This is a genomic window from Algoriphagus sp. (genome assembly GCF_024305035.1).
In the GTDB taxonomy this organism is placed as follows: Bacteria; Bacteroidota; Bacteroidia; order Cytophagales; family Cyclobacteriaceae; genus Algoriphagus.
This window is the reverse complement of sequence record NZ_JAMWZB010000015.1, coordinates 41,504-66,410: the sequence shown is the minus strand read 5'-3', so window position 1 is coordinate 66,410 and position 24,907 is coordinate 41,504. Positions and strand designations below refer to the sequence as shown.

Here is a 24,907-nt window from a genome sequence, read left to right as displayed (position 1 = left end):
GAAGATATGTGAAGGGCGGAATGACCGCCCTGTTGAGCCAATTTAATCTAAGGTAATTTCTAGAGCCAAGCCTCTCAACTCATGAACCAATACATTGAATGATTCAGGAATGTTTGGCTTCGGAAGGTTTTCACCTTTTACGATGGCCTCATAGGCTTTCGCTCTACCGATTACATCATCAGACTTTACGGTCAAGATTTCCTGCAGCACATGGGACGCACCAAATGCCTCCAATGCCCACACTTCCATCTCACCAAATCGCTGACCACCAAACTGCGCCTTACCACCCAAGGGTTGTTGGGTAATTAGGGAGTATGGACCAATAGATCTCGCGTGCATTTTATCATCCACGAGGTGACCCAGTTTTAGCATGTAGGCGATACCTACAGTTACCGGCTGGTCAAACTTCGCTCCGGTTAATCCATCGTAAAGGTAAGTACGGCCATAAGGTGGTAACCCTGCTGCATCGAGTTCGGCTGCAACTTCTTCCATGGAAGCCCCATCGAAGATTGGGGTGGCGTACTTCTTACCTAGTTTTTGCCCGGCCCAAGCCAATACCGTTTCAAAGATCTGACCAATATTCATTCGAGAAGGTACCCCTAGTGGATTCAATACGATATCCATTGGAGTTCCGTCTTCTAGGAAAGGCATGTCTTCGTCTCGTACGATTCTGGCGACAATACCCTTGTTTCCGTGACGACCCGCCATCTTATCTCCAACCTTCAGCTTTCGCTTCTTGGCGATATAAACTTTGGCTAGCTGTACGATACCTGCAGGTAATTCATCACCTACCTCTAATGTAAATCGATCTCGCTTAAACAAACCACTGATTTCATTACGGGAATTGGTGTAGTTTTTCACCAGTTTCACAATTAAATCATTGGTATGTGGATCATCTGTCCAATCGTCCAGAATAATATCGGAGATCAAGTTAGCTTCCTCAGGAACATTGTAATTTGACTCATCTCTGTACGGATTCTTTGCAGGGAAAAGGTTGTTTTCAATGTTCTTTTGATTGAACTTCATTCCTTTGCTGATGATTTCATCACCAAATTTGTGCTTGACCCCTAGGGAAGTTTTACCGTCCAGGATGGTTACCAACTTATTGATCATTCGAGCACGAATGGCCAAAAGATCTTTGGAGTACTTGGCTTTTAACTTTTCAACCTCCGCTTTTGCCTTTGCTCGGTTGTCTTTATCCTTTTTAGGTCTGGAGAATAATTTGGTTTCAATCACCACTCCATTTAGGGAAGGAGAAGCCTTCAAAGAAGCATCTTTTACATCCCCTGCTTTGTCACCAAAGATGGCTCTTAACAGTTTTTCTTCTGGAGTAGGATCAGTTTCTCCTTTCGGAGTGATCTTACCGATGATGATATCGCCTTCTTTTACCTCAGCTCCGATGGAAATTACCCCGTTTTCATCCAAATGCTTCACCGCCTCTTCCGAAACGTTAGGAATCTCCGAAGTCAATTCTTCTTCTCCACGCTTAGTATCCCGAACTTCTAGCTGGAATTCCTCAACGTGAATGGAGGTAAAGACATCTTCTCTGACTACTCGCTCCGAGATGACAATCGCATCCTCAAAGTTATACCCCTGCCATGGCATGTAGGCCACCCGGAGGTTTTTACCGAGTGCAAGCTCACCTTCGTTGGTCGAATAGCCTTCTACCAAAACTTGACCTTTGACCACTTTCTCTCCTTTTAAAACTAAAGGAGTCAAATTGATCGTGGTATCCTGGTTGGTTCTTCTGAACTTGATCAGATCGTACGTTTTATATTCATCGGTGAAGTTGACCAAAAGCTCATCCTCGCTCAAATCATATTTGATCGTGATTTTCTTTGCGTCCACGTATTCCACAACCCCATCTGCTTCTGCAATAATCAAGGATCTGGAATCGATCGCAGCTTTTCCTTCCAAGCCAGTTCCTACGATTGGAGATTCTGCCTTCAAAAGTGGAACAGCCTGACGTTGCATGTTTGATCCCATCAGCGCACGGTTTGCATCGTCATGCTCCAAGAATGGAATCAATGAAGCGGCCACTGACACAATTTGATTGGGAGCCACGTCCATGTAGCTGATCTCAGAAGGATCCAAGACTGGGAAATCCCCTTCGAATCTTGCTTTCACTTTTTCATTGACAAACATTCCTGACTCATCCAAAGGAGCATTCGCCTGCGCAATGTTGTGATCGTCTTCTTCCTCTGCGGTCAAGAATACAATGTCTTCTTTTTGCATGGCCACCTTACCGTCTTTTACTTTCCGATAAGGAGTCTCCAGGAAGCCCATGGAATTCACTTTAGCATGCACGCAAAGCGAAGAAATCAACCCGATGTTTGGACCTTCTGGAGTTTCGATCGTACAAAGTCTACCATAGTGGGTATAGTGAACGTCACGAACCTCAAAACCTGCACGCTCTCTGGACAGACCACCTGGCCCCAAAGCAGAAAGCCTACGCTTGTGCGTCAACTCAGCCAATGGATTGGTTTGATCCATAAACTGAGAGAGCTGGTTGGTTCCAAAGAAGGAATTGATGACCGAGGAAAGCGTACGAGCATTGATCAAATCAACTGGTTTAAAGTCTTCATTGTCACGAACGTTCATTCGCTCTCGAATGGTTCTGGCCATTCGGGCAAGCCCCACACCAAACTGGCTGTAAAGCTGCTCTCCTACGGTACGTACCCGTCTGTTGGACAAGTGATCAATATCATCGACTACCGCTTTGGAGTTGATCAATCCGATCAAATACTTTACGATATTGATGATATCTTCCTTAGTCAAAACAATCTTATCCGAATCAATATCAAGCCCTAGCTTTTTATTGATTCTATATCTCCCTACTTCCCCCAAGTCATAACGCTTGTCAGAGAAGAAAAGAGAATGGATTACTTCCCGAGCAGTAGCTTCGTCCGGTGCTTCAGTATTTCTCAACTGACGGTAAATCACCTCAACGGCTTCCTTCTCGGAGTTTGAATTATCCTTTTGTAGTGTATTGTAAATAATCGAGTAATCGGCCACATTCACATCCTCTCTATGCAGAATGATGCTTTTCGAACCAGAGTCCAAAATCATTTCAATGTCTTCATCGGTCAAAACGGTGTCACGCTCAAGCAATACTTCATTTCGATCGATGGATACTACCTCACCGGTATCTTCATCCACAAAATCCTCTACCCAAGTTCTCAAAACACGAGCAGCGAGTTTTCGACCAGCAGCCTTCTTCAAGGCAGTTTTGGTGGCAGATACTTCTTCAGAGAGGCCAAAAAGGTCCAGGATATCCTTGTCGGATCCGTACCCAATTGCTCTTAAAAGTGTGGTGACTGGGAATTTTTTCTTACGATCAATATAGGCATACATGACATTGTTGATGTCTGTAGCAAATTCGATCCAAGAACCTTTGAAAGGAATGATACGAGCAGAATACAACTTCGTCCCGTTGGTATGTTTACTTTGAGCAAAGAATACTCCCGGAGAACGGTGCAATTGAGATACAATTACCCGCTCGGCTCCATTAATTACAAATGAGCCCTTTTCGGTCATGTAGGGAAGATTTCCCAAAAATACCTCTTGCTCGATGGTTTCGAAATCCTCATTGTCCTCATCATGACAAAGCAATCTCAATTTTGCCTTCAATGGTACAGAGTAGGTCAAGCCTCGATCGATGCACTCACCTACACTGTACTTAGGAGGATCAACGGCATAATCGATAAATTCCAAAGTGAAGTTTTCTCTGGAATCAGAGATTGGGAAATTCTCAGAAAACACTTTGAATAACCCATCTGCCCGGCGTTTTTCTGCAGGTGTATCCAACTGAAAGAAGTCTTTGAATGACTGCAGCTGAATATCTAGAAAATCCGGATAGTCTTTGACCACCTTAATGGAGGAGAAACTTTTCCTTTCGGTTTGATTCTTGATAGCCAAGGTAGTATATGTTTATAGTGAAATTAATTTTTGGAAAATTACAATTTTCGCTCGAAATAATGCAATTTTTTACCTGCGCATAAACAGGAAAAGACCTGACTTGAATAGTCAGGTCTTAGGGCTACACCCAAACCTAAGCAGGCCTGGATGAACCAAATTATTTGATCTCTACTTCAGCTCCAGCTTCTTCGAGAGATTTTTTCAACGCTTCAGCTTCGTCCTTAGCGATGCCTTCTTTCAAGGCTTTCGGTGCAGAGTCAACCAATTCTTTCGCTTCTTTCAAGCCAAGACCAGTCAATTCTTTAACCAGCTTTACTACTGCTAGTTTCTGTCCACCAGCTGCTTTAAGAACTACGTCGAATGCAGTTTTTTCCTCTTCAGCAGCACCACCATCGGCACCACCAGCAGCAGGTCCAGCTACTGCAACAGCCGCTGCAGCAGGTTCGATTCCGTACTGATCTTTAAGGATGTCTGTCAATTCTTTAACCTCTTTTACAGTCAAGTTTACCAACTGTTCTGCAAGTTGTGTAAGATCTGCCATTGTATTATAAATTTAGATTTTTCGTTTTTTTTGATTGAATTTGAAGTATTGTTATTCTCCTCTGCTTTCTAAGGTTTTTAACACACCAGTAAGGTTGTTTTGACCACTCTGAAGGGCAGAGATAAGGTTCATCGCAGGAGCTTGTAGCAAGCCGATAAGATCGCCAAGCAATTCCTCCTTTGACTTGAGTTTAGACAGCATTTCAAGGTTTGCTTCACCGATGAAAATATCGGAATCAATGGCTGCCCCTTTGAATACTGGTCTAGTCTCTTTTTTACCTATTTTTTTCCTAAAATCCAGCAATACTCTAGCTGGCAGGTTACTAGTCTCTTTTGAGAAAATGATTCCAGAGAATCCTTTAAGCGATTCATCCAATCCTGAAAAGTCCGCCTCCAGATTATCTAGTGCTTTTTTGATTAAGGTGTTTTTGTAGACTTTATACTCTACACCTCTTTCATAACACGTTCTTCTGAATGCGTTTACTTCAGCTACAGAGAATCCACCGGCATCTGTAATGTAGAAGAAAGGGTTTTCTCTGAATTTCTCGGTAAGACCGTCGATTATTTCTTTCTTTTCGTCTCTAGTCATGATTAAATTCCTTGAATGCTACCCTTGTCCACTGAGATACCAGGAGACATTGTACTGGATACGTGAATACTCTTAAAATATGTCCCTTTAGAAGAAGCTGGTTTCAATTTGGAAATCGTCAAAATCAATTCTTTTATGTTCTCCTCAATTTTTTCAGGAGAGAAAGAGACTTTGCCCACACTTGCATGGATGATTCCGAACTTATCGACTTTAAAATCGATTTTACCCGCTTTAACTTCTTTGACAGCTTTTCCTACTTCTAGTGTTACTGTTCCTGCTTTAGGGTTTGGCATCAGACCTCTTGGTCCGAGCACTCTACCTAATCTACCTACTTTGGCCATCACATTAGGCATGGTGATAATGACATCAATGTCAGTCCATCCGCCTTCGATTTTGGCAATGTAGTCGTCCAATCCAACGTAATCTGCACCTGCTTCTTTAGCTTCGGCTTCTTTGTCAGGAGTACAAAGCACCAATACTTTGATGTCTTTTCCTGTGCCGTGAGGAAGAGCTACTACACCTCGAACCATTTGATCGGCTTTACGAGGGTCTACACCTAGGCGAACATCAATGTCCACTGAAGCGTCGAATTTAGTTGTAGTGATTTCCTTCACGATCGAAGAAGCTTCCTCCAGGGAGTACACTTGGCTTGGGTCGTACTTAGAAAGAGCTTCTTTTTGCTTTTTTGTTAACTTAGCCATAGTTTATTTTTTATACTTCCCAAGGGGCTTTTCCAGATACTGTGATTCCCATGCTTCGCGCTGTACCAGCTATCATTTTCATAGCTGACTCCACTTTGAAGGCATTTAGGTCAGGCATTTTTACTTCCGCGATTTCCTTAACCTGATCCCAGGTTACAGAACCTACCTTTTTTCGGTTTGGCTCTGCAGATCCGCCTTTTACCTTTGCCGCCTCGAGTAGCATGTTTGCTGCAGGAGGAGTTTTAACTACAAAGTCAAAAGACTTATCCGAGTAAATCGTAATCAAAACAGGGCACGTTTGACCCATTTTATCTTGGGTACGTGCATTGAATTGCTTACAAAACTCCATGATGTTCAAACCCTTGGAACCAAGAGCTGGACCTACTGGAGGTGACGGGTTTGCCTGGCCACCTTTCACTTGCAGTTTTAAATAACCAGTGATTTCCTTAGCCATTGCTTAGTCTTGTTTTTCTACTTGTATAAAGTTTAATTCTACAGGAGTGTTTCGACCGAAGATTTTGACCATAACATTCAATTTCTTCTTGTCATCAAACACTTCCTCAATTGTCCCGGTAAACCCACTGAAAGGTCCGTCCATTACTTTTACGGACTCTCCAACTATAAATGGGGTATCTAACTTCTCGGCAAACTCATCAATCTCCTCAACCTTTCCTAAGATACGGTTGACTTCAGATTGTCGTAATGGTTCAGGGGTTTTGGAAGCTCCCCCCTGGTTTGATCCAAGAAATCCGATGACACCCGGAATGCTTGTTATTACGTGGTTGGCCTCACCATTGGTAAGATCCGCATTGACTAAAACGTAGCCTGGAAAGAAATTTCTTTCCCGTACTCGCTTTTTGCCGTTTCGCATCTCATATACCTTCTCAGAGGGAATAAGGACTTCGGGGATAAATTCATCCAATTTTTGTCTGGCAATTTCATTTTCCAGATAAGTTTTGGTTTTCTTTTCCTGTCCCGCAACTACCCTGAGTACGTACCACATTTGTTCAGCCATCCTGTAATGTCAGTTCAATTAAAATAAATCATAAAACCATGTCATGATGTTCTCAAATCCTAAATCAACCGCACCAATAAATAGCGCAAAGATCAAAGATGCTACCAACACCAATACTGCTGAATTTTGAAGAAACGAATACTTAGGCCAAGTGACCTTGTTTTTCATTTCATCGTATGACTCGAGGACAAAGTTTTTGAGATTCATAATGTCTTTCTTACTTGCACGGGCAGAGAGATTCGAACTCCCATCAACGGTTTTGGAGACCGCTATTCTGCCATTGAACTATGCCCGTGTGAATGAACGCTCCGCTAATGGGAACGCAAAATTAGAGATAACTGCCTAAAGAAACAAATGCGATCCCAAAAATATTCAGGATCGCATTGTTTATTTATAAGGAATCAGTTCTGAATTAGTCAAGAATTTCAGTAACCTGACCTGCACCTACAGTACGGCCACCTTCACGGATCGCGAAACGAAGACCTTTTTCCAAAGCTACTGCGTTAAGCAAGTTAACTTCGATAGTCACGTTATCACCTGGCATAACCATCTCTACGTTTTCTGGAAGCTTAATCTCACCAGTCACGTCAGTGGTTCTCAAGTAAAACTGTGGTCTGTATTTGTTGAAGAATGGCGTATGACGACCACCTTCTTCTTTTGATAGTACGTAAACTTCAGCTTTGAAGTGTGCGTGAGGAGTAACAGAACCTGGCTTACAGATAATCATACCACGCTTGATTTGCGCTTTTTCAATACCTCTTAGCAACAAGCCTACGTTGTCACCAGCTTCACCTCTGTCAAGAATCTTACGGAACATCTCTACACCAGTAACGGTAGACTTCAGTCCTTCAGCTCCCATACCGATGATATCAACAGGATCACCAGAGTTGATTACACCTCTTTCGATTCTACCGGTAGCAACAGTACCTCTACCCGTGATTGAGAATACGTCTTCAACAGGCATCAAGAAATCTTTGTCGATCAAACGCTCAGGAAGTGGAATGTAAGTATCTACAGCATTCATCAATTCCATTACAGTTTCAACCCACTTCTCTTCACCGTTCAATGCACCAAGTGCAGAACCTGCGATTACTGGGATGTTATCACCGTCAAATTCGTAGAAAGAAAGAAGTTCTCTGATTTCCATTTCCACAAGCTCAAGAAGCTCAGGATCGTCCACCATATCCACTTTGTTCATAAATACTACAAGAGCAGGTACACCTACCTGGCGAGCCAAAAGGATGTGCTCTCTAGTTTGTGGCATTGGTCCATCAGTTGCAGCTACTACAAGAATAGCTCCGTCCATTTGAGCGGCACCAGTTACCATGTTTTTAACGTAGTCAGCGTGACCAGGACAGTCTACGTGAGCGTAGTGTCTAGCCTCTGTTTGGTATTCTACGTGTGAAGTATTGATGGTAATACCTCTTTCTTTTTCTTCCGGCGCGTTATCAATGGAAGAGAAATCTCTTAGTTCGGAAAGACCTTTTTTTGCCAATACAGTTGTAATGGCGGCAGTCAATGTAGTTTTGCCATGGTCTACGTGTCCAATCGTACCGATGTTAACGTGCGGCTTGGAACGGTCGAATGTTGCTTTTGCCATGCGTGAAAATCCTCAGTTTAAGTTTAAAGATATGTTTAGAATTATTTTAAAGCCGTTAAGAGCCAACGAGGGGATTTGAACCCCTGACCCCTTCCTTACCAAGGAAGTACTCTACCCCTGAGCTACGTCGGCTTTTACCCGATGCTTTCCAAGAGAAAAGCATAGAGCGGGAGACGAGGCTCGAACCCGCGACCTGCAGCTTGGAAGGCTGCCGCTCTACCAACTGAGCTACTCCCGCTTTTGATCCGGCAAAGCCGAATATTTTTTGCCCTGCAAAACTAGAAAAAAAATTTTACAATTCAGGCAATTTTGTGGGGGAAACAGGATTCGAACCTGTGAAGACATAAGTCAACGGATTTACAGTCCGTCCCAGTTGGCCGCTTTGGTATTCCCCCAACTAGCGTTTAGACAGGAAACTTTCTCCTTCTCTCTGTCTTAACGGATGGCAAAATTATAGGCTTTTCTCAAAGTTTCAAAACAAGGATTTTATTTTTAAGAAGATTTTTTACCGAATCAGTTCAATCCATTCTAAATCAGCCCATTAATTTTCACCAGAAAGTGCCTGAAGAAAATATTCCATGTAATTTTTGATCTCTGGGTTAGGTTCTGCGGCTACTGCCCTCTTCAACCGCTCTCCAACCCCCGGCTCATCAGCAAAACCCATGAGGCCCTGAAAGGCACCCAACCTTACATAAAGCTGTCCATTATTTTCCAACTCTGAAAACAAATAAGCGATCGCTTCACTTTTTCCTTCTTCCGGATTTCGGACAAAATATTCACTGTAATAGCCCAAAAAGTAGTACAGTCCTTCTCCGGTCAGCTGCGCTGTTTTTTCCTGAAACCATGCACCTTTTTGGTTTACATTTTTGGTTAAATAGTATTCTGCCAGCGGGACGGCTACCCTATAATTGGTGGATTGAGAAAAGCTTTCTAAAAACCCAGGCTCAATTTCTGTCGCTTCAGTTTGATTGATTGCCATCAAAGCCGAACTGACAATCAAATAGGAGGAATCATTGGCAAACCTGCGAAAAGCCTGATAATATTTATCCGCGTTAAATGCGGAAAGCACATCTATGGCACCGGCTCTCACCGAATTCCGGACGTCCTCCTCGGCCAGCTGATACACTTTTTCTTCCAGATTAGCATCCTTTTCCATCCAGTCAGTGTGGTTCTGAACAATTCTCAACCCGGACTCCCGTACGGCCCAAAATTCATCTTCCAATGCTAGGGGGATTACTTTTTGAAGCTCATCCTCCGCCTCCCAAGCAGACAAACTATCCAATGCTTCATATCGGGCTACTCCAAATTCAGACTCCTGAAATTGGCGAAGCATAAATTCGGGGCTTAGCTCCTGTTGACGGACAGCCAACAAATCTTTTTTCTCGTCCATGTAGACTTGACTGACGGCTTCCTTATTTTCCAAAGCAAACTGCTGAAAAGCCTGATCAAGCACAAAGACCTTCTCTTGTCTTTTCCCATCCGCATACCAGCTCACAGTAAACGGAATTCGGTAAAGCGGCGTAGTTTCCAAATTTTGTTTTTGACTTACTGAAATTAAAAGATTCTCCGGCACCGAGTAATCGACTTCAAAAGCAAGCAGAGGGTGTCCTTTATCCAAAAACCATTGGTTAAAAAACCAATTTAAGTCTTCCCCACTCACTTCCTCCAAGGCCAATCGAAGGTCATGCACCTCCACGCTATTTAATGCATTTTCAGTTAGGTAATGCTTGAGTCCTTTGAAAAATAATTGATCTCCCAGATGGATTCTTAGCTGATGGAGAACCCAGCCTCCCTTGGAATAACTGTGGGAATCAAACATATCCTCGGCAGAAGCATACTGAAAGCGAATCAGATCGACTTGCTTATTATCTGCCTCCACCAGGTAATTTTCCAACTCAGTCATCAACTTCAGCTTCGCTTCATCCTCCCCGTATTTGTATTCATGCCAAAGAAATTCACTGTAATTGGCAAAGGCTTCATTCAGCGTGAGATTAGCCCAGGATTCAGTGGTAACGTAATCACCAAACCACTGATGAAAGAGCTCATGAGCAATAATGTAATCCCATTCCGAATCGATGGCTTCCCGCTCATCCAACCGGAGCTCTTCCATAAAAATAGAAGCGGTAGTATTTTCCATCGCCCCAGAAACAAAGTCCCTAACTACAATTTGATCGTATTTTTGCCAGGGATATTCTACTTCAAGTAATTTCTCAAAGTACTGAATCATTTCCGGTGTATGCTCAAAGACTTTTTTGGCACCCGCTCCATACCCCTTCTCTACATAATAGCCGAGAGGAATTTCTTTATACCTGTCCGAGACTTTTTCAAATTCCCCGATTGCCAAAGCAACTAAATACGGTGCATGAGGCAAATCCATCAGCCAAGTATCCACTCGAAGGCCCTCTTTTCCCTTTTCCTGTTGGATCAACTTCCCATTGCTTATGGAAACCATTGTTTCAGGAACCTCAACTTTGATTTGGTGGGTAAATCGCTCATTGGGTTCGTCTATCGTCGGAAACCACTTAGAATTATGTGCAGTCTCCCCTTGGGTCCATATCATGGTGGGTTTAGCGTCTATCGAGTCCAGCGGATCGATAAAATACAATCCTTTGGTATCTGTGATTGCGGCACTTCCTTGGCCAGAATTTCGCTCTGGAAAAGCCCGATAGCTCAATCGAAGCTGAATGGTATCCCCGACTGAAACCGTATCTGGAAAATAAACCAGCAACTCACGCTCATCATAGCGGTAGCCAAGGGATACTTCCTTTTCACCATCCATCAAGCTTACTTTCCCCCACTCAAAGTCCTGAGCATCCAACTTCATCGTTTTTTGTGGGCGAGCGTAAGGCGTCAAGGTCAATCGTGCATCTCCAATGACTACCTGCTGGTCAAAATCAAAACCTACCGATAAATCCATGTGAACCAAATCCATCAGTCTGGGTGCTGCAGCCCGGTAGGAGGTAAGCTCAGTTTCCTTTTGTTTCACTAATCGAATGGAATCCTGATTGATTTCGGCCATAACCTCTACTTCTGGTTTTTGAGGATTAGCTGGGAGCGCTGGAGTCGGCTGTGTCGACTTACAGGCTAGTTGAAAAAAAATTAGCGCAAATCCCGAAATTCTAATCGTGAATTGCAAAATATTCTTTGGCTTGGTAATCATTTATTTGATATTTGGAGTAGAAATAAGCTCGGGTCCCTGAGCTTGACAACAATAGCGACTCAAATTAGCAGGAATGTTTTCAGTTATCCTCAACGAAAAGACGTTTTCGGTCGAAAAATCCGACAAAAGTCTCAAAGTAAACGATCAAATCCTGGATTGGGATGTCCAATGGATTTCCGACCGTAAAATTCACTTGATCAAAAACAATTCCTCCATGGAAGCGGAGCTAGTAAGTCTGAATCGGGAAGAAAAAACCCTTCAAATCAAGCTGGCAAACAAGATTGTGGAGGTACAATTAAAAGATAGATTCGATCTATTGCTGGAAGAGCTTGGCATGACTGACCTCAATCAAAGCAGTATTCAGGATATCAAAGCTCCTATGCCGGGCTTGATTCTGGACTTAAAGGTAGCTCCTGGAGACGAGGTGAAGAAAGGTGATGTAGTCTTGATATTGGAAGCCATGAAGATGGAAAACATCATCAAAGCTCCCGGGGATGGGATCGTCAAAGAAGTAAAAGTCTCGCTCAAACAAAGCGTGGAAAAAAATCAAGTGATGATCACCTTTTAATTTTTTGGCGCAGGAATTGAACCGTGCACTTTTGGGCAAATTGAAATTTTGACTAGCATTCTGAATGGAAGAAATTATATTTGTCCGGTTATTTTTGCAAAACCAATACTTGCACTCTTTTGAAAAAAACGACACCTATGAAATACAAAAGAATCCTCCTCAAACTCAGTGGAGAAGCCCTAATGGGAGATAAAAGCTACGGAATAGATCCCAATCGGCTCCAGCAATACACCCAAGAAATCAAGAAAGTAAAAGAAATGGGGGTAGAAATCGCCATTGTGATCGGAGGAGGAAATATTTTCAGAGGAGTACAGGCCGAAAAGTCCGGCATCGACCGAGTACAGGGAGATTACATGGGCATGCTGGCCACACTAATTAATGCTATGGCCTTACAAAGCGCCTTAGAGCAAGCTGGAATGTTTACCCGCCTGATGTCCGGGATTAAAATTGAATCGGTCTGTGAACCTTTCATCCGAAGAAGAGCGATTCGCCACTTAGAAAAAGGTAGAATTGTTATTTTCGGAGCAGGAATTGGTAATCCTTATTTTACCACCGACTCCACGGCAAGCTTAAGGGCGATCGAAGTGGAAGCGGATGTGGTCTTGAAAGGGACCCGCGTAGATGGCGTTTACACCGCAGATCCCGAAAAAGATGAGACTGCTACCAAATACCAAACCATCTCGTTTTCGGAGGTCTATGAAAAAAACCTCAATGTGATGGACATGACGGCCTTTACGCTTTGCCAGGAAAACAATCTGCCCATTATCGTTTTTGATATGAATAAGGCCGGCAACTTAAGCAAACTGGTCGAAGGAGAACAAATCGGAACACTCATCACCTCACTATAAATTAATCATGGAAGAGATCGAATTATACCTAGAAGAGGCAAAAGAAATGATGCAAAAAGCGGTGGACCATACCGCTGCTGAACTGTTAAAAATTCGTGCGGGCAAGGCCATGCCTAATATGCTAGACGGTATCCTGGTCATGTATTATGGATCCCCTACTCCGCTGAATCAAGTTTCCTCAGTAACCACTCCAGATGCGCGGACCTTGGCAATTCGCCCATTTGAGAAAAACCTGATCGGAGAAATCGAAAAAGCCATCATCAATTCGGATCTGGGGCTAGCTCCGCAAAACAACGGTGAAATGATCATTCTGACCATCCCGACTTTGACGGAGGAGCGTCGGATTACTTTGGTCAAAAATGCGAAAAACGAAACCGAAAATGGAAAAATTTCCATTCGTACCATCCGAAAAGACACCAATGATGCATTGAAAAAACTCAAAAATGACGGAGTTTCTGAGGATGACATCAAACGCGCCGAAGACAAGGTCCAAAAACTTACTGATCAATACTCAGCCAAAATTGACGAGTTATTGGTTAAAAAAGAAGCCGATATCATGAAAGTCTAAAGACGATAAAGCATATTTCAAAAGCCACTTTTCAAAAGAGAGTGGCTTTTTTATTTGGCTTTTAAAAAGCCAGAAATCTAATCAACTGGTAATGCCTTACAGAATCTCATTCTCTCAATCCCAGAATTTAGCTAAAAGCAGGAACTCAACTTCACGTATTTAGCTAAATTTATGAAGTTGGCTTCCTATCAATCCAAATCCCCTAAAATTTTCAGCAAAACCTATCCCAATTCCAGCTTTAAGGTAATCTACCCGGATAATTTTTATGAATTAACCGATTTGGGATAGCTCCAACTATTCCTTTCAAACGCATCCTTCAGAAAGAGGACCCCATTTTTAGCTTTGCATGATCAATACTGTTTCTAGAGGGTTAATTCAATACTCTTATTAAACACCTCCCCGTCCAGTGTCAATCCTTCGATTCGAATTCGCAATTGCCGGACTCCGTGGGGAATTTTAACCTGAACGCTGAAAACACCATCGTCAGTCTTTGCATCAGGTTCCCAGAAAATGGTTGGTTTTTTCTTTAAGTATTGGTCAGCTGGGGGATTTTTGGGAAACTCCTCGAATTCGGTAAAACCTAAGACATCAAAAAGCTGAAAACCTTTAGAATTAAAGTTGCGGCTTCTTTCTTCTCTGATTCTTTCACCACGTTTGGTTTCAAGTATCACTACTCCTGAATACCCTGCCATTCCAAATACCCCCGCGCCGAATGTATAAATTCCTACAGATTTTATTTCTTTAGGAACATAGGAATTAATCATATCCACAAATTCTTGGTTTTCAAGAAAAGGAAACTTGGAACCATCTATAATCAAAAGCGGTGCTCCAGTTCTTTCTCCGTAGCTATAATTGCCAAATTTTAAACTATTTGAATTAAAGCCCATGCGCGTTAAAACTGTCATCATATTTAAACTCATCGCTAACTGATCCTCAGTCATTACCCTATCTGGCTCCCCATATCCATACCAGTCAGATTCTTTCGCAACCTCTTTTTTAGCCTCTTTAACAAACTCCTCCAAAAGGATGTAATCGCCTGCTGCATCGAGAATATCTTCATCAGTCGGAAGAGATGCTTTCTGGTAGGGAATTCTTGGAAACTCCGAAGGAGGATCCGGTTTTCCCAAGGAGTCCAGCCTGACCGAGCCATAGGGTTTTCGTTTACTGTCCATTGCCGCCACTGCGATCTGGGCAGTATCCTTGAAATATAATCCCGTTGCCCAAAACCTCCCTGCCGAATCCGTGTCCACCTGTCCGTAATCCTCCAAGTCTCCCCGAACTATGGTAATGGGATTGATCAGGGGACGGCGTTTTTTGTCCGGAATAAACTGACCCTGAATGGATATCCCGTACTCGACGGGATGGGATAGCTCAGTCCCAACGTCTTCCGGTAGGGCAGTATCCAGCCAGTCCATGGCCTGCTCCAAACTGTTTATTCGGGGGAATTCCCGCACATACTCCGCATCTGTGATGCTAAGGATAAATTCCCCGTCGATGGGATTGTCAAAACCATCCTTCAGGGCCAACTCCAAATCCATTAGCCTATAGCTTAGCGAATCCCTGAGGGTATAGGAGGAACTCACCTGAATTTCCCCAAAATATTCCACCGGATCAGGAAGATCTATTGTGGGAAAATATCCCAGCTCCATTACCACAAAAGGGGTCAAGAATTCATCCAATTGTCCAAAGTTCCGGCTCCAATGGGTATAGGCTCTAAGGGCATAATCCCCCGGCTTCAAATCCTCTGATAAAACCAAGGCTCCGGAAAGCTTCCCTTCCCGGACAGGAAAAGTAGCCGATTGGATGACTTCTGCCTTGGAGTCCAACAAGTCCACATAGACTACCCGGCTGAGTGAATCTTTCAGGGTAGGTTCATGGTAAAGCATCCGTCCCCCGAGCCAAGCGGTCTCTCCGGGATAAAAATAGGGCTTGCTGGTAGTTATCCATGCCTTTTCCCGTAAGCGGTTCAGTTTGGAAGAAGGATCGTTGAGGATTTCGTTTGGTGGTTGTTGGGCCAAAAGTCCCGATTCTGGAACAAAATCCAGCGGCAAGGTCCGGGCTACCCGCTGCCGACTCAGATAGCCCGAGAGCATCAGCTGGGTGGGATTGATCAGTACCCCTCTGCGATCGATGTCATAAAAGCCCAGAGGGGCTTCGATCCAGCTGAGGGCATGATACACATCTCGGTAATACTGGTTGGGCCAGGGCTTATCCAGGTGGTGGATTTCCATCTTTCCGGGTAGAAAGATCCTGAAATTGCCATTTTCCAAAGGTTTTCTCAGCAAAGAGTCCTTGCTGACAGCAAGAATGGACTCATCCAATTCTTCATAAAACTCGTTGGTGCGTCTTCTGTCCATCCTTTCCGGCAAAACCCGATAGAGTTTAAATTCCACAGAATCCGGCGCATTGAGCAGGATGGACTGATTGAGGCTACGGATAGATCCCTGATAGTTTGCAGCCCTGGCTTCCGCCCAGCCTTGGGATTCCTCGGCATCTGTGGGATTCAGCGGTTCGAAAAATACCTGACCGTAAAACCGGGATCCGTTTCGGATAAGACGATAATCCTGAAGATAATAATCGATTCGGTACCCCAGGGCGCGGTTGATGATTTTCAGGGGTTCCCGGGCGCTAGCCCGGAGGTAATTTTGTCCCCTTTTCGGTTTTATCTTTTCAAATTCCACCACCCAGGGGTTTTGGATTTCGATTTGGGATTTATACGGGTCATCGGGCACCGCCAAAAAAACTTCCTCAAACCTTCGGAATTCGCGTTGCCAGGCTTTGTCGCGTTTAGCCTTGAGCTCTACTTCAGAAAGACCAGACTCCTGAAATGCAAGTTCAAAGTCCACCTTTAGCTCATTTTTGTTTTCAAAGGAAACCGTCTTCACCTCAGTGACATACCCGACAAATGAGGCAACGATCTCGATTTCGTCGGGGAAAGTTCCTATGAGCATAAACCGGCCTTCCTCGTCTGAGGCCGCGCCCAAGGTGGTATTGTTGACAAATACATGGGCAAAGGGAAGGGGAAGCCCAGATTCTTTTTCGAAAACCGTTCCCCTGATGGTTTGCCCGGAAAGAATTTTAGCTGAAAAAAGAAGTAAGATCAAAAAAAGGTTTCTCATCGTAAAGCTTTTACTTAATGGAATTGAATCTACTTGTTTTTTAATTAACTATTCCATTCAAAAGGCAAATTCTAAACCTTCCTTTTCAGAATCAGATTTTTAACCTTCTCTGATTTCCCCTATCGGAGTAGTCATATCGTTTCGGTAGACTAGGTGTTGTTTATTCGTCCTAAAAGCCGACCCTAGACTAAAATCATTCACAAAATGATTGCTTAAGTCCTTATCCTGCCCTACTATTTTTACCAATTTCTAATGGGTTGTTAAAACCTATTTACGAATAATCTACTTTAACCGGTCCACATCCTGCTACCTGAACAATCAAAAAACAAAGCAGCTCCTAATTTTATATCAGGAATGCTTTTCTCATAAAATCAAATTTTCCGAAAACAAATAATTTCAAAGTTATCATATCATGCCGGGATCGAACATCAAAAAAGCTTTTGTAAAACTTAGGAGCGAGAGGCCGGTCCACGACGATTGTCGGAAAAAAGGTAGGCATACTACGCCTAATCCCAAAATTGATTTTTCTACACCCAGATGGGAAATCCGAAGAAAATTAGAACAGAAGAGTATAAGTCAGAGAAAACCTAAAAAAACCAACCCTTAAGACTTGCTTTGAGATAGAAATAAACTACTCAATACGAATAAAGGTCGCCACCCCAAAGCGGGCTCCGCCTCTCAGGTACTTTCCATTTTCAAAACCGGCCCCAAATTCCACCCGAAATATCCGGAACAGATTATCAAGAGAATAGCCCAACTCCACATAATGGGGAGAGTTTTCGGTTTTGAGGTAATTGAGGAAAATATTTTCCCGCAATCCCGAAAACCGCAGCATCGGCAATTGAGTTAAGAGGAATTTTCGGAATTGGTAGTGGAAAATTCCAGTCAGATAGGTCGAATTTGTACTGTATCGATAGTAATCCATGAAACGGAAGTTGGAAGCTGGACCAAAATTGGAAAAGATCGTCCGGTTGCCTCCAAAGTGGGCAAAATCCTGAAAGTATACCCGTTCCCGGTTGAGGAAGGTACCCGCAGTAATATTGAAATCAAACTTGCCACTGACTCCAAATTTAAAGTCATGTTCGATCCCGAGTTCCACCTGATCAAAATTAGCCGCATCATTGCTTTGGAAAAAAGAAGGAATGGCCTTATTGTAAGTTGCTCTGATTAAAGGGGAGCGATCCGTGATTGGATATTTTCGACCGTTTGAAATTCCATACCGAATACCCGGTCTCCATTCTAGAGAGAGATTAAGTTTGGCTATTTGGTGCGTTAAAAAAGCTTCTTGACCCGCTTCCACATTTTCGGGTTGATTGGAGGTATAGCTTCGCTCGGGTTTATTGTACCAGCTCAGGTCTGAGTTATTTGAAAGTGACCGACGCTCAGCCAGCGTAAAATTCAGCCGATAAGTTAGGCCGTAGTTCACCCGATGATACCAGTAAATTTTGGCAAAATCCTGCTCATAGAGTTTCATGTAATTTTGTCGAAACAGCAAGGAATAAAGCGCATTCACTTGCTCATTGATCGGCTCACCCCCGTTAAACTGCTCGATAAATCGCCCGCCTTCTACTCCCCAGGTTTTGCCGGAGATAGACTCGGTAGTTGACCACCTAAAATTAGTCTTACCATAAAAACGCTTACTGGCAAATCCGTAGCGAAGTTCCGGTTCAATATTGAAACTCTTGCTGAATCTTACGGTGCTGTCGGTTTGAGCTTGATTCGAAAGTTTTCGATAGAAGAGCTTCATCCCTACTTTCCATCCCTCCACGGTATTGAAGGAGAATTTGGTCCAATTTTGATCAAAACCCAAACTTTTCCCCTTTCCAAAACTATAGCTCGCACCATTCAAAAAATCCAAAGGCCGGTATTTCCTCCGGGCTTTTTTAGCCACTGAATCCACCTCACTTACTTTGGCTGCCTCTACTGTGGCCAAACTATCATCCCGTTGATACCCTTGAATTTCACTTGCTGTCAGTGGAACAGGCCTGATACTATCCCAGTAACTTAAATCTCGCTTTTTGGCCATAGAGTCCACCTTGTAGTAGCGCTCGGTGACCACATCCTCCTCCTGTTTTTCTTCCAAAAGCTCCTTTTCATAAGCATTGATCAGCTTACGGTATTCCTTCCGTGTTTTGGGTTCCTCGGCCGTGAGCTTTTCTAAGGTTGAAAGACCTTCAGGAAGGTTTACCGTGGATTCAGGAACTTCCTCTACTTTTTCATCTATAATATCGGGAGTTTGAATTAAGTCAGGATTGAGGATAATTTCATAATCATTGGTAGATGCCAAATAGTTGAACTCTCCCTCGAAACCAAAAAATTTGCCTCCAAATCGATAGGTATGGGTAAAGGGCATCCACACATTTTCGGCCACTTGCGCATATTGTTGCTTGGCCTCAATTTGAAAACCTAAATAAGAGGTTTTCAAATCCAAACTATGAATTGCCCACAAATCCTCGATGATGTAGATATGGCCCTCAAATACCTGTTCTCCTCTTGAACGTGGAGTAACTCGGATTTTTGACACCAATACCTCCTGATCAAAAAAGCTGCCTTCGTATCGGAATTTATAGTATTGAAAAGCCATCCGCGAAAGAGGGGAAATAATTTCGTTGATTTTATCCTGATAAAAACTCGTTTGAATATAGGGTGCCGGTGAGGTGGATTGATTGTCCCCGTTAGTTCGGATCGAAATTACCTCCTCCTCAACCTTGTCGGGTTGGGTAAAGGTAATTTTTGAAACAGACTCCGAGGTGTAGGCTTCATTCAGGTTAAGTCCTTCCTTTTTCAGTGTATTTTTTAAAAAGAATGGAGCATCGGTTAGTTTACCCGTTCCTTTTAGATAAACCATCATGGAATAGGCATCAAGTTGACGTCGATGGTATTTGGCTTTGGTGATAGCTTTGCGCATGATGGTAAGGGCAGGATCCTCCTGTCCTGCCCTTACCTCCACCTCCGCTAAGGTATAGTCTTGAGGAGTCAATTTTACGTTCAACGATACCCAATCATCAGTTACAATGACCGTCTCAATAACAGACTTGTATCCCAAATACTGAAACAATACATCATAGGCTCCGGAAGGGAGCTTGAGTTCAAAATTTCCCTCTTCATTAGATGGAACCCCTTCACTAATATTCCGAACATAGACTGAGGCAAAACTCAAGGGATTACCTTGATCGTCAGTTATTTTCCCTTTGATCCCTTGAGAGAAGGAAATCGAAATGGTCAAAAAGAACAGACCCAACACCATCATCATTTTTAAAAAAGAAACCATAACCCTTGAATTTTTCCGAAGATTGGCGATTAGACCCAAATCCCAAAACGAGACCCTTAAATTTAAGATGCTTTAAGAAGCAAAAAGGTTTGCTAGACACAGAAATAAAAGCTGAATTTCAATTCTTACAGAATAAATATTTAATCAAAACAAAAGGACTTCTTTAAATTTTTTAAAAATGTGGAAATCAGGCTGAAAAACGAACATTTGAAAAAACAGGTGAATTTTCGAATAATTAATAAAAATGGTTTTTTTTAATTATCCGTAAATGGAAATCGATTTCCATTAGTGTCTTTATACTTAATTTAACAATTCACTAACAATTCATTAAAATATACATTATTCTGTTAATTGTCTGTTTTTCAACAATCACTAAAGCCATTTGTTAACAATTGCAAAATTAAAATTAATGCGTCACATTAGGTTTGAAATTAAGTACTCATACCTATTTCGCTTTTTCAAAAACAAAAAACCCTATGAGAAATTATTTACAAAAAGCAAAGACATTGATGCTGGCGATCACGCTCCTTTTTGGAGCTACGCTAGTAGCCAATGCCCAAAGTAGAACCATCACGGGTACTGTCCTGGATGCTTCCTTTGGAGACCCTGTTCCAGGTGCGACCGTCTTGATCAAAGGCACCACACGTGGCGTGCCTACCGACCTTGACGGGAAGTTCACGCTGGAAGTAAGACCAGGAGATGAAATTCTCGTGGTATCGTTCGTCGGTTACCTCACTCAAGAAGTAGAGATTGGTAGCCAAAGTACCTTCACTATCAACCTCGAAGAAGATATCCAAAGTCTGGAAGAGGCGGTAGTCATTGGTTATGGTTCTCAAGATAAAAAGGAAATTACCTCTGCAGTAGTGGGTGTTTCACCGGAGGACTTCAACCGAGGTAATGTGTCTAACCCGGCTCAATTGCTACAAGGTAAAGTAGCCGGTCTATCCATCACTCGACCAGGTGGTAACCCTAATGCCGGATTCAATATTCGTCTTCGTGGTCTTTCCACTTTCGGGGCAAACTCTTCCCCATTAATTGTATTAGATGGCGTCATTGGAGCATCCCTGGAAAACGTTGACCCCAATGACATTCAGTCTATCGATGTATTAAAAGATGGTTCTGCCGCAGCAATCTACGGTGCGAGAGGTTCATCGGGTGTGATTTTGATTACGACCACCAAAAAAGGAAGTAAAGAAGGAAGAGCTGAAGTCAACATCAACTCGTTTGGAACGTTGGATCAAGCCGCTAATTTGATCCCCATACTTTCTGCAGAGGAATTTGTGGCAAGAGGAGGTACGGATTTTGGGAGCGAAACCGATTGGAGACAAGAGCTAATCCGTGATGCTTATTCTTACACGACCAATGCCAGTGTTTCCGGTGGATTTAATAATACGAATTACTTGGCTGCTGTCAACTATCGTAGCAATAACGGGATCGTAAAAGGCTCATCCAATGACCGGATCAATACCAGAATCAATCTTTCTCAAGCTGCTTTTGATAATAAGTTGAGAATGAACGTAAACCTATCTTTCAGTACGATTGAATCAAACTCCATCAATGATGCGGCATTCAGATATGCGACTATTTACAATCCAACTGCGCCTATTTTTGAGGATACTGAAGATGCTAATGAACGATTTGGAGGCTATTTCCAACGCGACCTATTTGACTTCTACAATCCGGTAGCGATGATCAATCAGCAAAAATTCAGAAACGAACGAAAGACTGCCTTGACCTCTTACCGTGCGGAATATGATATTTTACCGAATTTGACGGTTTCAGCGCAGTATTCTGAAGACAGAAGTAATGATTTGATTGGTGGTTTCTGGTCAAGACAAGATTTTCAAGTAGGCTTAGGATCTAGAGGTTCTGCAGAACGAATCACCAATGACAGAAGACAACAAATCTTTGAATCCACTCTTCGTTATGAAGTTGATCTATTTGATGGATTGAATTTGGCATTGTTAGGTGGAGTGGGTACTCAAACCACCAAAAATCAAGGATTTGGAGCAAGATCCAGACAGTTTCTTTTTGATACTGGCTGGGATAACTTAGGGGCTGGAGCGATTCGTGTAGGTAACTTTACCAACATGTACTCCTATGCTAATGAGGATCAATTGAACTCTATCTTCGGTAGAGCAAACTTCAATTACAATAATTACTTATTTGTCTCAGCATCGGTAAGGGCAGAAACCTACTCTGGTTTTGGACCTGAAAATCAAACCGGAGTGTTCCCTGCATTCTCTGTAGGATCAGACTTTACTCAGTTATTCGACATGGGTGTATTTTCTCAATTCAAGCCTAGAGTATCCTATGGCGTGACCGGTAACCTACCTCCTTCTCCAACCCTTGCCCTGGGAGTTTTCGGAAATGGAAACCGAATTGACTTGGATGGTGACCCTCTGACTACTGATGACGTGTATGTTGGTATCGTACAAAACTCCAACCCGAACCGATTTTTGAAGTGGGAAACCAAGCGAGAGTTTAACGTTGGGCTTGACTTTGGAATATGGGACAATAAGGTAACCGGTAGCATGGACTACTATACCCGAAATATTTCAGACTTGTTATTCAATGTACCCGTAGGAGGTGGACCCAATATTTTTGATCCAGGACGATTCAATACCGTAGGTAGCACCTGGGTCAATTTGGCCGATTTGAGTAATGCAGGATTTGAATTTGCAGTTGCGGTAAACGGACTAAACCTCAGAGAGGTTGTTTGGACACCGAGCGGTAACTTCACCATCTATCAGAAAACTCAAATCGAAAGCTTGTCTGCTTCAGGTCTTGGTTTTGATGAGTTGCGTTTTGCAACGCCAGGCTCTCCAGGACAAAACAACAACCCAATCATCTACAACCGAGTAGGCCAGACTTTGGGTGACATTTATGGACCGAGATTAGAAGGCATTTCTGAATCTGGCGAATACATCCTTTCAACCACCAATCCAGATGAATTTGAACGATTGGGTAACGGACTTCCAAAAGGTGAGTTTGGTTTTGCCAACAACTTCGCTTGGAGACAGTTCACCTTAAATTTCTTCTTAAGAGGAGTTTGGGGTCATGACTTGTACAACTCCTACAGAGGATTCTATGAAAATGCAGACGGGGCTTCCGTGACTTGGAATTCGGTAGTTACCGATAAAACGCCTACTGATCCCTTCATTACTTCTACTCCGACCTTCAATAGTTCCTATGTAGAAGATGCAAGCTTTGTCCGTCTGGACAACATGGAAATTGGTTATAACTTCAAAACCAATTCCCCCAATTTAGGTTCTTTAAGAGTATACTTTGCTGGACAAAACCTGTTTACCATTACCAACTATTCAGGAATTGATCCAGAGGCAAGAGTAACGGATTTGGAAAACGGAGATGGATTTACCACTTCGCTTTCTCCGGGTATTGAGCGAAGAAATACTTATTTCCTTACTCGCTCATTTACCCTAGGCCTTTCTTTAAACTTCAAATAATCAATCAAAATACAGAGATATGTTTAAATCATTTAGAAAAACCTTTCTTTTGATCCCTGCGACATTGATGCTGGGATCATGCTGGGAGTTGGATCAAGAGGTGCTGGATGGGATTACGCAAGAAGAGGTAAATAATAGCAACAATCCGGTATTGATTGATGTCTTGAAAGCCTCTGCCTACTCTCGAATCGTCGGGAGCTGGGGATCTCATAACAGTATTTGGTCCATTTACGAAGTCTCTTCTGACGAGATGGCAATCCCCCAAAAGGGAGCCGATTGGGAAGATGGCGGATTATGGCTGAGAATGCACAGACACACTTGGCAGCCTTCTGACGAAGCCTTCAACAATTCTTGGGCTTATTGTTACACCGCAATTGGTGAGATCAACAACCTGATTGTAGCTTACCGGGACGTAGAGCTACTCACCGCAGAATTGCGTGTGTTAAGAGCTTTGGTGTATTCTTGGCTGATCGACAGCTTTGGTAATGTCCCCATCATCACTGAGGATGACTTGGAGGGAAACCCCTCCAATAATTCTCGACAAGAGGTATTCGATTTCATCGAAGCTTCCATTTTGGAAAATGTGGATTTACTACCAAAAGAAGATACCAAAACGACCTTGAATTACTATTCTGCACATGCTGTTTTGGCAAAGCTTTACCTAAACGCGGAAGTCTACACGGGAACTCCAAGATGGGCTGATGCAGAAGCAGCTGCAGACGTGGTGATCAATAGCGGGCTTTACTCTCTTTCTCAAAACTATTTTGCAAACTTTGCAACTAGAAATGGAGGTTCAACAGAAAATATCCTGACCCTGCCTTATGATGAGAATAACGCTGGAGGGTTCAACATCGCACAGATGACACTCCATTATTCAAATCAGGCTACTTATGATTTACAAGAGCAGCCTTGGAATGGATATGCTTCACTGGAAGAGTTTTACAATTCCTTCGATGATGAGGATGTCCGAAAGAACTCTTTCCTTGTAGGACCACAATTTGCTTCGGATGGAACCCGACTCAATGACATCTCCGCTGAAGATAGTGATCCCGACGGTGAGCCATTAACCTTCACTCCAGAGATTAACCAATTAGCCCCAAACGCGCTAAGACAAGCTGGTGTTCGGGTAGGAAAATATGAAATCGCCTCTGGTGCATCTTCGAACCTAAGTAATGATTATCCTTTGATCCGATTAAGTGATATGTATCTGACCAAAGCAGAAGCTGCTTTCCGTCAAGGAAATGCATCTGAAGCGCTTGAGCCATTCAATATGGTTAGAGAACGAGCCGGTTTGGACCCATTAGGTGCATTAACTTTGGATGATATTTTCAACGAAAGAGGATTTGAATTCTTCGCTGAAGCATCCCGAAGAACTGACCTGATTCGATTTGGAAAATGGAATGAGCCATGGTGGGAAAAAGGGCAATCAGAGCCATTCAGAGCTTTATTCCCTATTCCTTTGCAGCAAATCAATGCTAACCCTACGCTGACTCAGAATCCAGGTTATTAATAGTCTAACCAAATAAGCTAAAAGGAAGTGTAC

At 43.0% G+C, this 24,907-nt stretch carries 16 protein-coding genes and 4 tRNA genes; 5 read left to right on the top strand and 15 right to left on the bottom strand.

The features are described from left to right. Window positions 1-42: 42 nt before the first annotated feature. From rpoB to Q0L00_RS10225, 13 genes are all read right to left on the bottom strand, one after another. Window positions 43-3,918 carry a DNA-directed RNA polymerase subunit beta gene (rpoB, locus tag Q0L00_RS10285; RefSeq protein ID WP_297336793.1) on the bottom strand — a complete coding sequence of 1,292 codons (3,876 nt, stop codon included), beginning with the start codon at window positions 3,916-3,918 and terminating at the stop codon, window positions 43-45. A gap of 157 nt (window positions 3,919-4,075) precedes the next feature. Next, complete coding sequence (rplL, locus tag Q0L00_RS10280) at window positions 4,076-4,459, bottom strand: 50S ribosomal protein L7/L12 (RefSeq protein ID WP_297336792.1); 384 nt, start codon at window positions 4,457-4,459, stop codon at window positions 4,076-4,078. 51 nt (window positions 4,460-4,510) lie between these two features. Then, complete coding sequence (gene rplJ, locus Q0L00_RS10275; protein ID WP_297336791.1) at window positions 4,511-5,047, bottom strand: 50S ribosomal protein L10; 537 nt, start codon at window positions 5,045-5,047, stop codon at window positions 4,511-4,513. A gap of 2 nt (window positions 5,048-5,049) precedes the next feature. Continuing rightward, on the bottom strand, window positions 5,050-5,748 hold the full coding sequence (rplA, locus tag Q0L00_RS10270) for a 50S ribosomal protein L1 (protein WP_297336790.1): 699 nt from the start codon (window positions 5,746-5,748) through the stop codon (window positions 5,050-5,052). Window positions 5,749-5,758: 10 nt separating this feature from the next. Beyond that, window positions 5,759-6,202 carry a 50S ribosomal protein L11 gene (gene rplK, locus Q0L00_RS10265; RefSeq protein ID WP_297336789.1) on the bottom strand — a complete coding sequence of 148 codons (444 nt, stop codon included), beginning with the start codon at window positions 6,200-6,202 and terminating at the stop codon, window positions 5,759-5,761. A gap of 3 nt (window positions 6,203-6,205) precedes the next feature. Further along, the gene (nusG, locus tag Q0L00_RS10260) at window positions 6,206-6,763 is read right to left on the bottom strand and encodes a transcription termination/antitermination protein NusG (protein ID WP_297336788.1); all 558 of its coding nucleotides are present in this window, start codon (window positions 6,761-6,763) and stop codon (window positions 6,206-6,208) included. Between the two features lie 18 nt (window positions 6,764-6,781). Beyond that, complete coding sequence (gene secE, locus Q0L00_RS10255) at window positions 6,782-6,970, bottom strand: preprotein translocase subunit SecE (protein ID WP_087938047.1); 189 nt, start codon at window positions 6,968-6,970, stop codon at window positions 6,782-6,784. 17 nt (window positions 6,971-6,987) lie between these two features. Further along, window positions 6,988-7,058 (bottom strand) — tRNA-Trp (locus Q0L00_RS10250). A gap of 117 nt (window positions 7,059-7,175) precedes the next feature. After that, window positions 7,176-8,363 (bottom strand): elongation factor Tu, encoded by a 1,188-nt coding sequence (gene tuf, locus Q0L00_RS10245; protein WP_297336787.1) that lies wholly within the window; start codon window positions 8,361-8,363, stop codon window positions 7,176-7,178. Between the two features lie 60 nt (window positions 8,364-8,423). Continuing rightward, window positions 8,424-8,495, bottom strand: a tRNA-Thr gene (locus tag Q0L00_RS10240). A 33-nt stretch (window positions 8,496-8,528) separates the two neighbouring features. Next, a tRNA-Gly gene (locus tag Q0L00_RS10235) sits at window positions 8,529-8,601 on the bottom strand. Window positions 8,602-8,675: 74 nt separating this feature from the next. Further along, a tRNA-Tyr gene (locus Q0L00_RS10230) sits at window positions 8,676-8,758 on the bottom strand. Window positions 8,759-8,904: 146 nt separating this feature from the next. Further along, window positions 8,905-11,523: a M1 family metallopeptidase gene (locus tag Q0L00_RS10225; protein WP_297336786.1), complete on the bottom strand. Its 2,619-nt coding sequence runs from the start codon at window positions 11,521-11,523 to the stop codon at window positions 8,905-8,907. 73 nt (window positions 11,524-11,596) lie between these two features. Here Q0L00_RS10225 and Q0L00_RS10220 point away from each other — a divergent pair, with 73 nt between their 5' ends. The 3 genes from Q0L00_RS10220 to frr all read left to right on the top strand — a co-directional run bounded on the left by Q0L00_RS10220 (window position 11,597) and on the right by frr (window position 13,507). Next, window positions 11,597-12,091, top strand: a complete 495-nt coding sequence (locus tag Q0L00_RS10220) for an acetyl-CoA carboxylase biotin carboxyl carrier protein subunit (protein ID WP_297336785.1) — start codon at window positions 11,597-11,599, stop codon at window positions 12,089-12,091. 137 nt (window positions 12,092-12,228) lie between these two features. Further along, on the top strand, window positions 12,229-12,939 hold the full coding sequence (gene pyrH, locus Q0L00_RS10215; RefSeq protein ID WP_087938052.1) for a UMP kinase: 711 nt from the start codon (window positions 12,229-12,231) through the stop codon (window positions 12,937-12,939). A 7-nt stretch (window positions 12,940-12,946) separates the two neighbouring features. Beyond that, window positions 12,947-13,507: a ribosome recycling factor gene (frr, locus tag Q0L00_RS10210; RefSeq protein ID WP_297336784.1), complete on the top strand. Its 561-nt coding sequence runs from the start codon at window positions 12,947-12,949 to the stop codon at window positions 13,505-13,507. Between the two features lie 362 nt (window positions 13,508-13,869). On the opposite strand, the gene Q0L00_RS10205 is transcribed toward frr, so the two are convergent. Then, complete coding sequence (locus Q0L00_RS10205; RefSeq protein WP_297336783.1) at window positions 13,870-16,626, bottom strand: carboxypeptidase-like regulatory domain-containing protein; 2,757 nt, start codon at window positions 16,624-16,626, stop codon at window positions 13,870-13,872. Between the two features lie 631 nt (window positions 16,627-17,257). After that, window positions 17,258-19,897 carry a DUF5686 family protein gene (locus Q0L00_RS10200; RefSeq protein ID WP_297336782.1) on the bottom strand — a complete coding sequence of 880 codons (2,640 nt, stop codon included), beginning with the start codon at window positions 19,895-19,897 and terminating at the stop codon, window positions 17,258-17,260. A 476-nt stretch (window positions 19,898-20,373) separates the two neighbouring features. Between Q0L00_RS10200 and Q0L00_RS10195 the strand changes: the two genes are divergently transcribed. Both Q0L00_RS10195 and Q0L00_RS10190 read left to right on the top strand, forming a co-directional pair. After that, window positions 20,374-23,364, top strand: a complete 2,991-nt coding sequence (locus Q0L00_RS10195; protein WP_297336781.1) for a SusC/RagA family TonB-linked outer membrane protein — start codon at window positions 20,374-20,376, stop codon at window positions 23,362-23,364. A gap of 19 nt (window positions 23,365-23,383) precedes the next feature. Continuing rightward, window positions 23,384-24,874: a RagB/SusD family nutrient uptake outer membrane protein gene (locus Q0L00_RS10190; protein WP_297336780.1), complete on the top strand. Its 1,491-nt coding sequence runs from the start codon at window positions 23,384-23,386 to the stop codon at window positions 24,872-24,874. Window positions 24,875-24,907 lie beyond the last annotated feature (33 nt).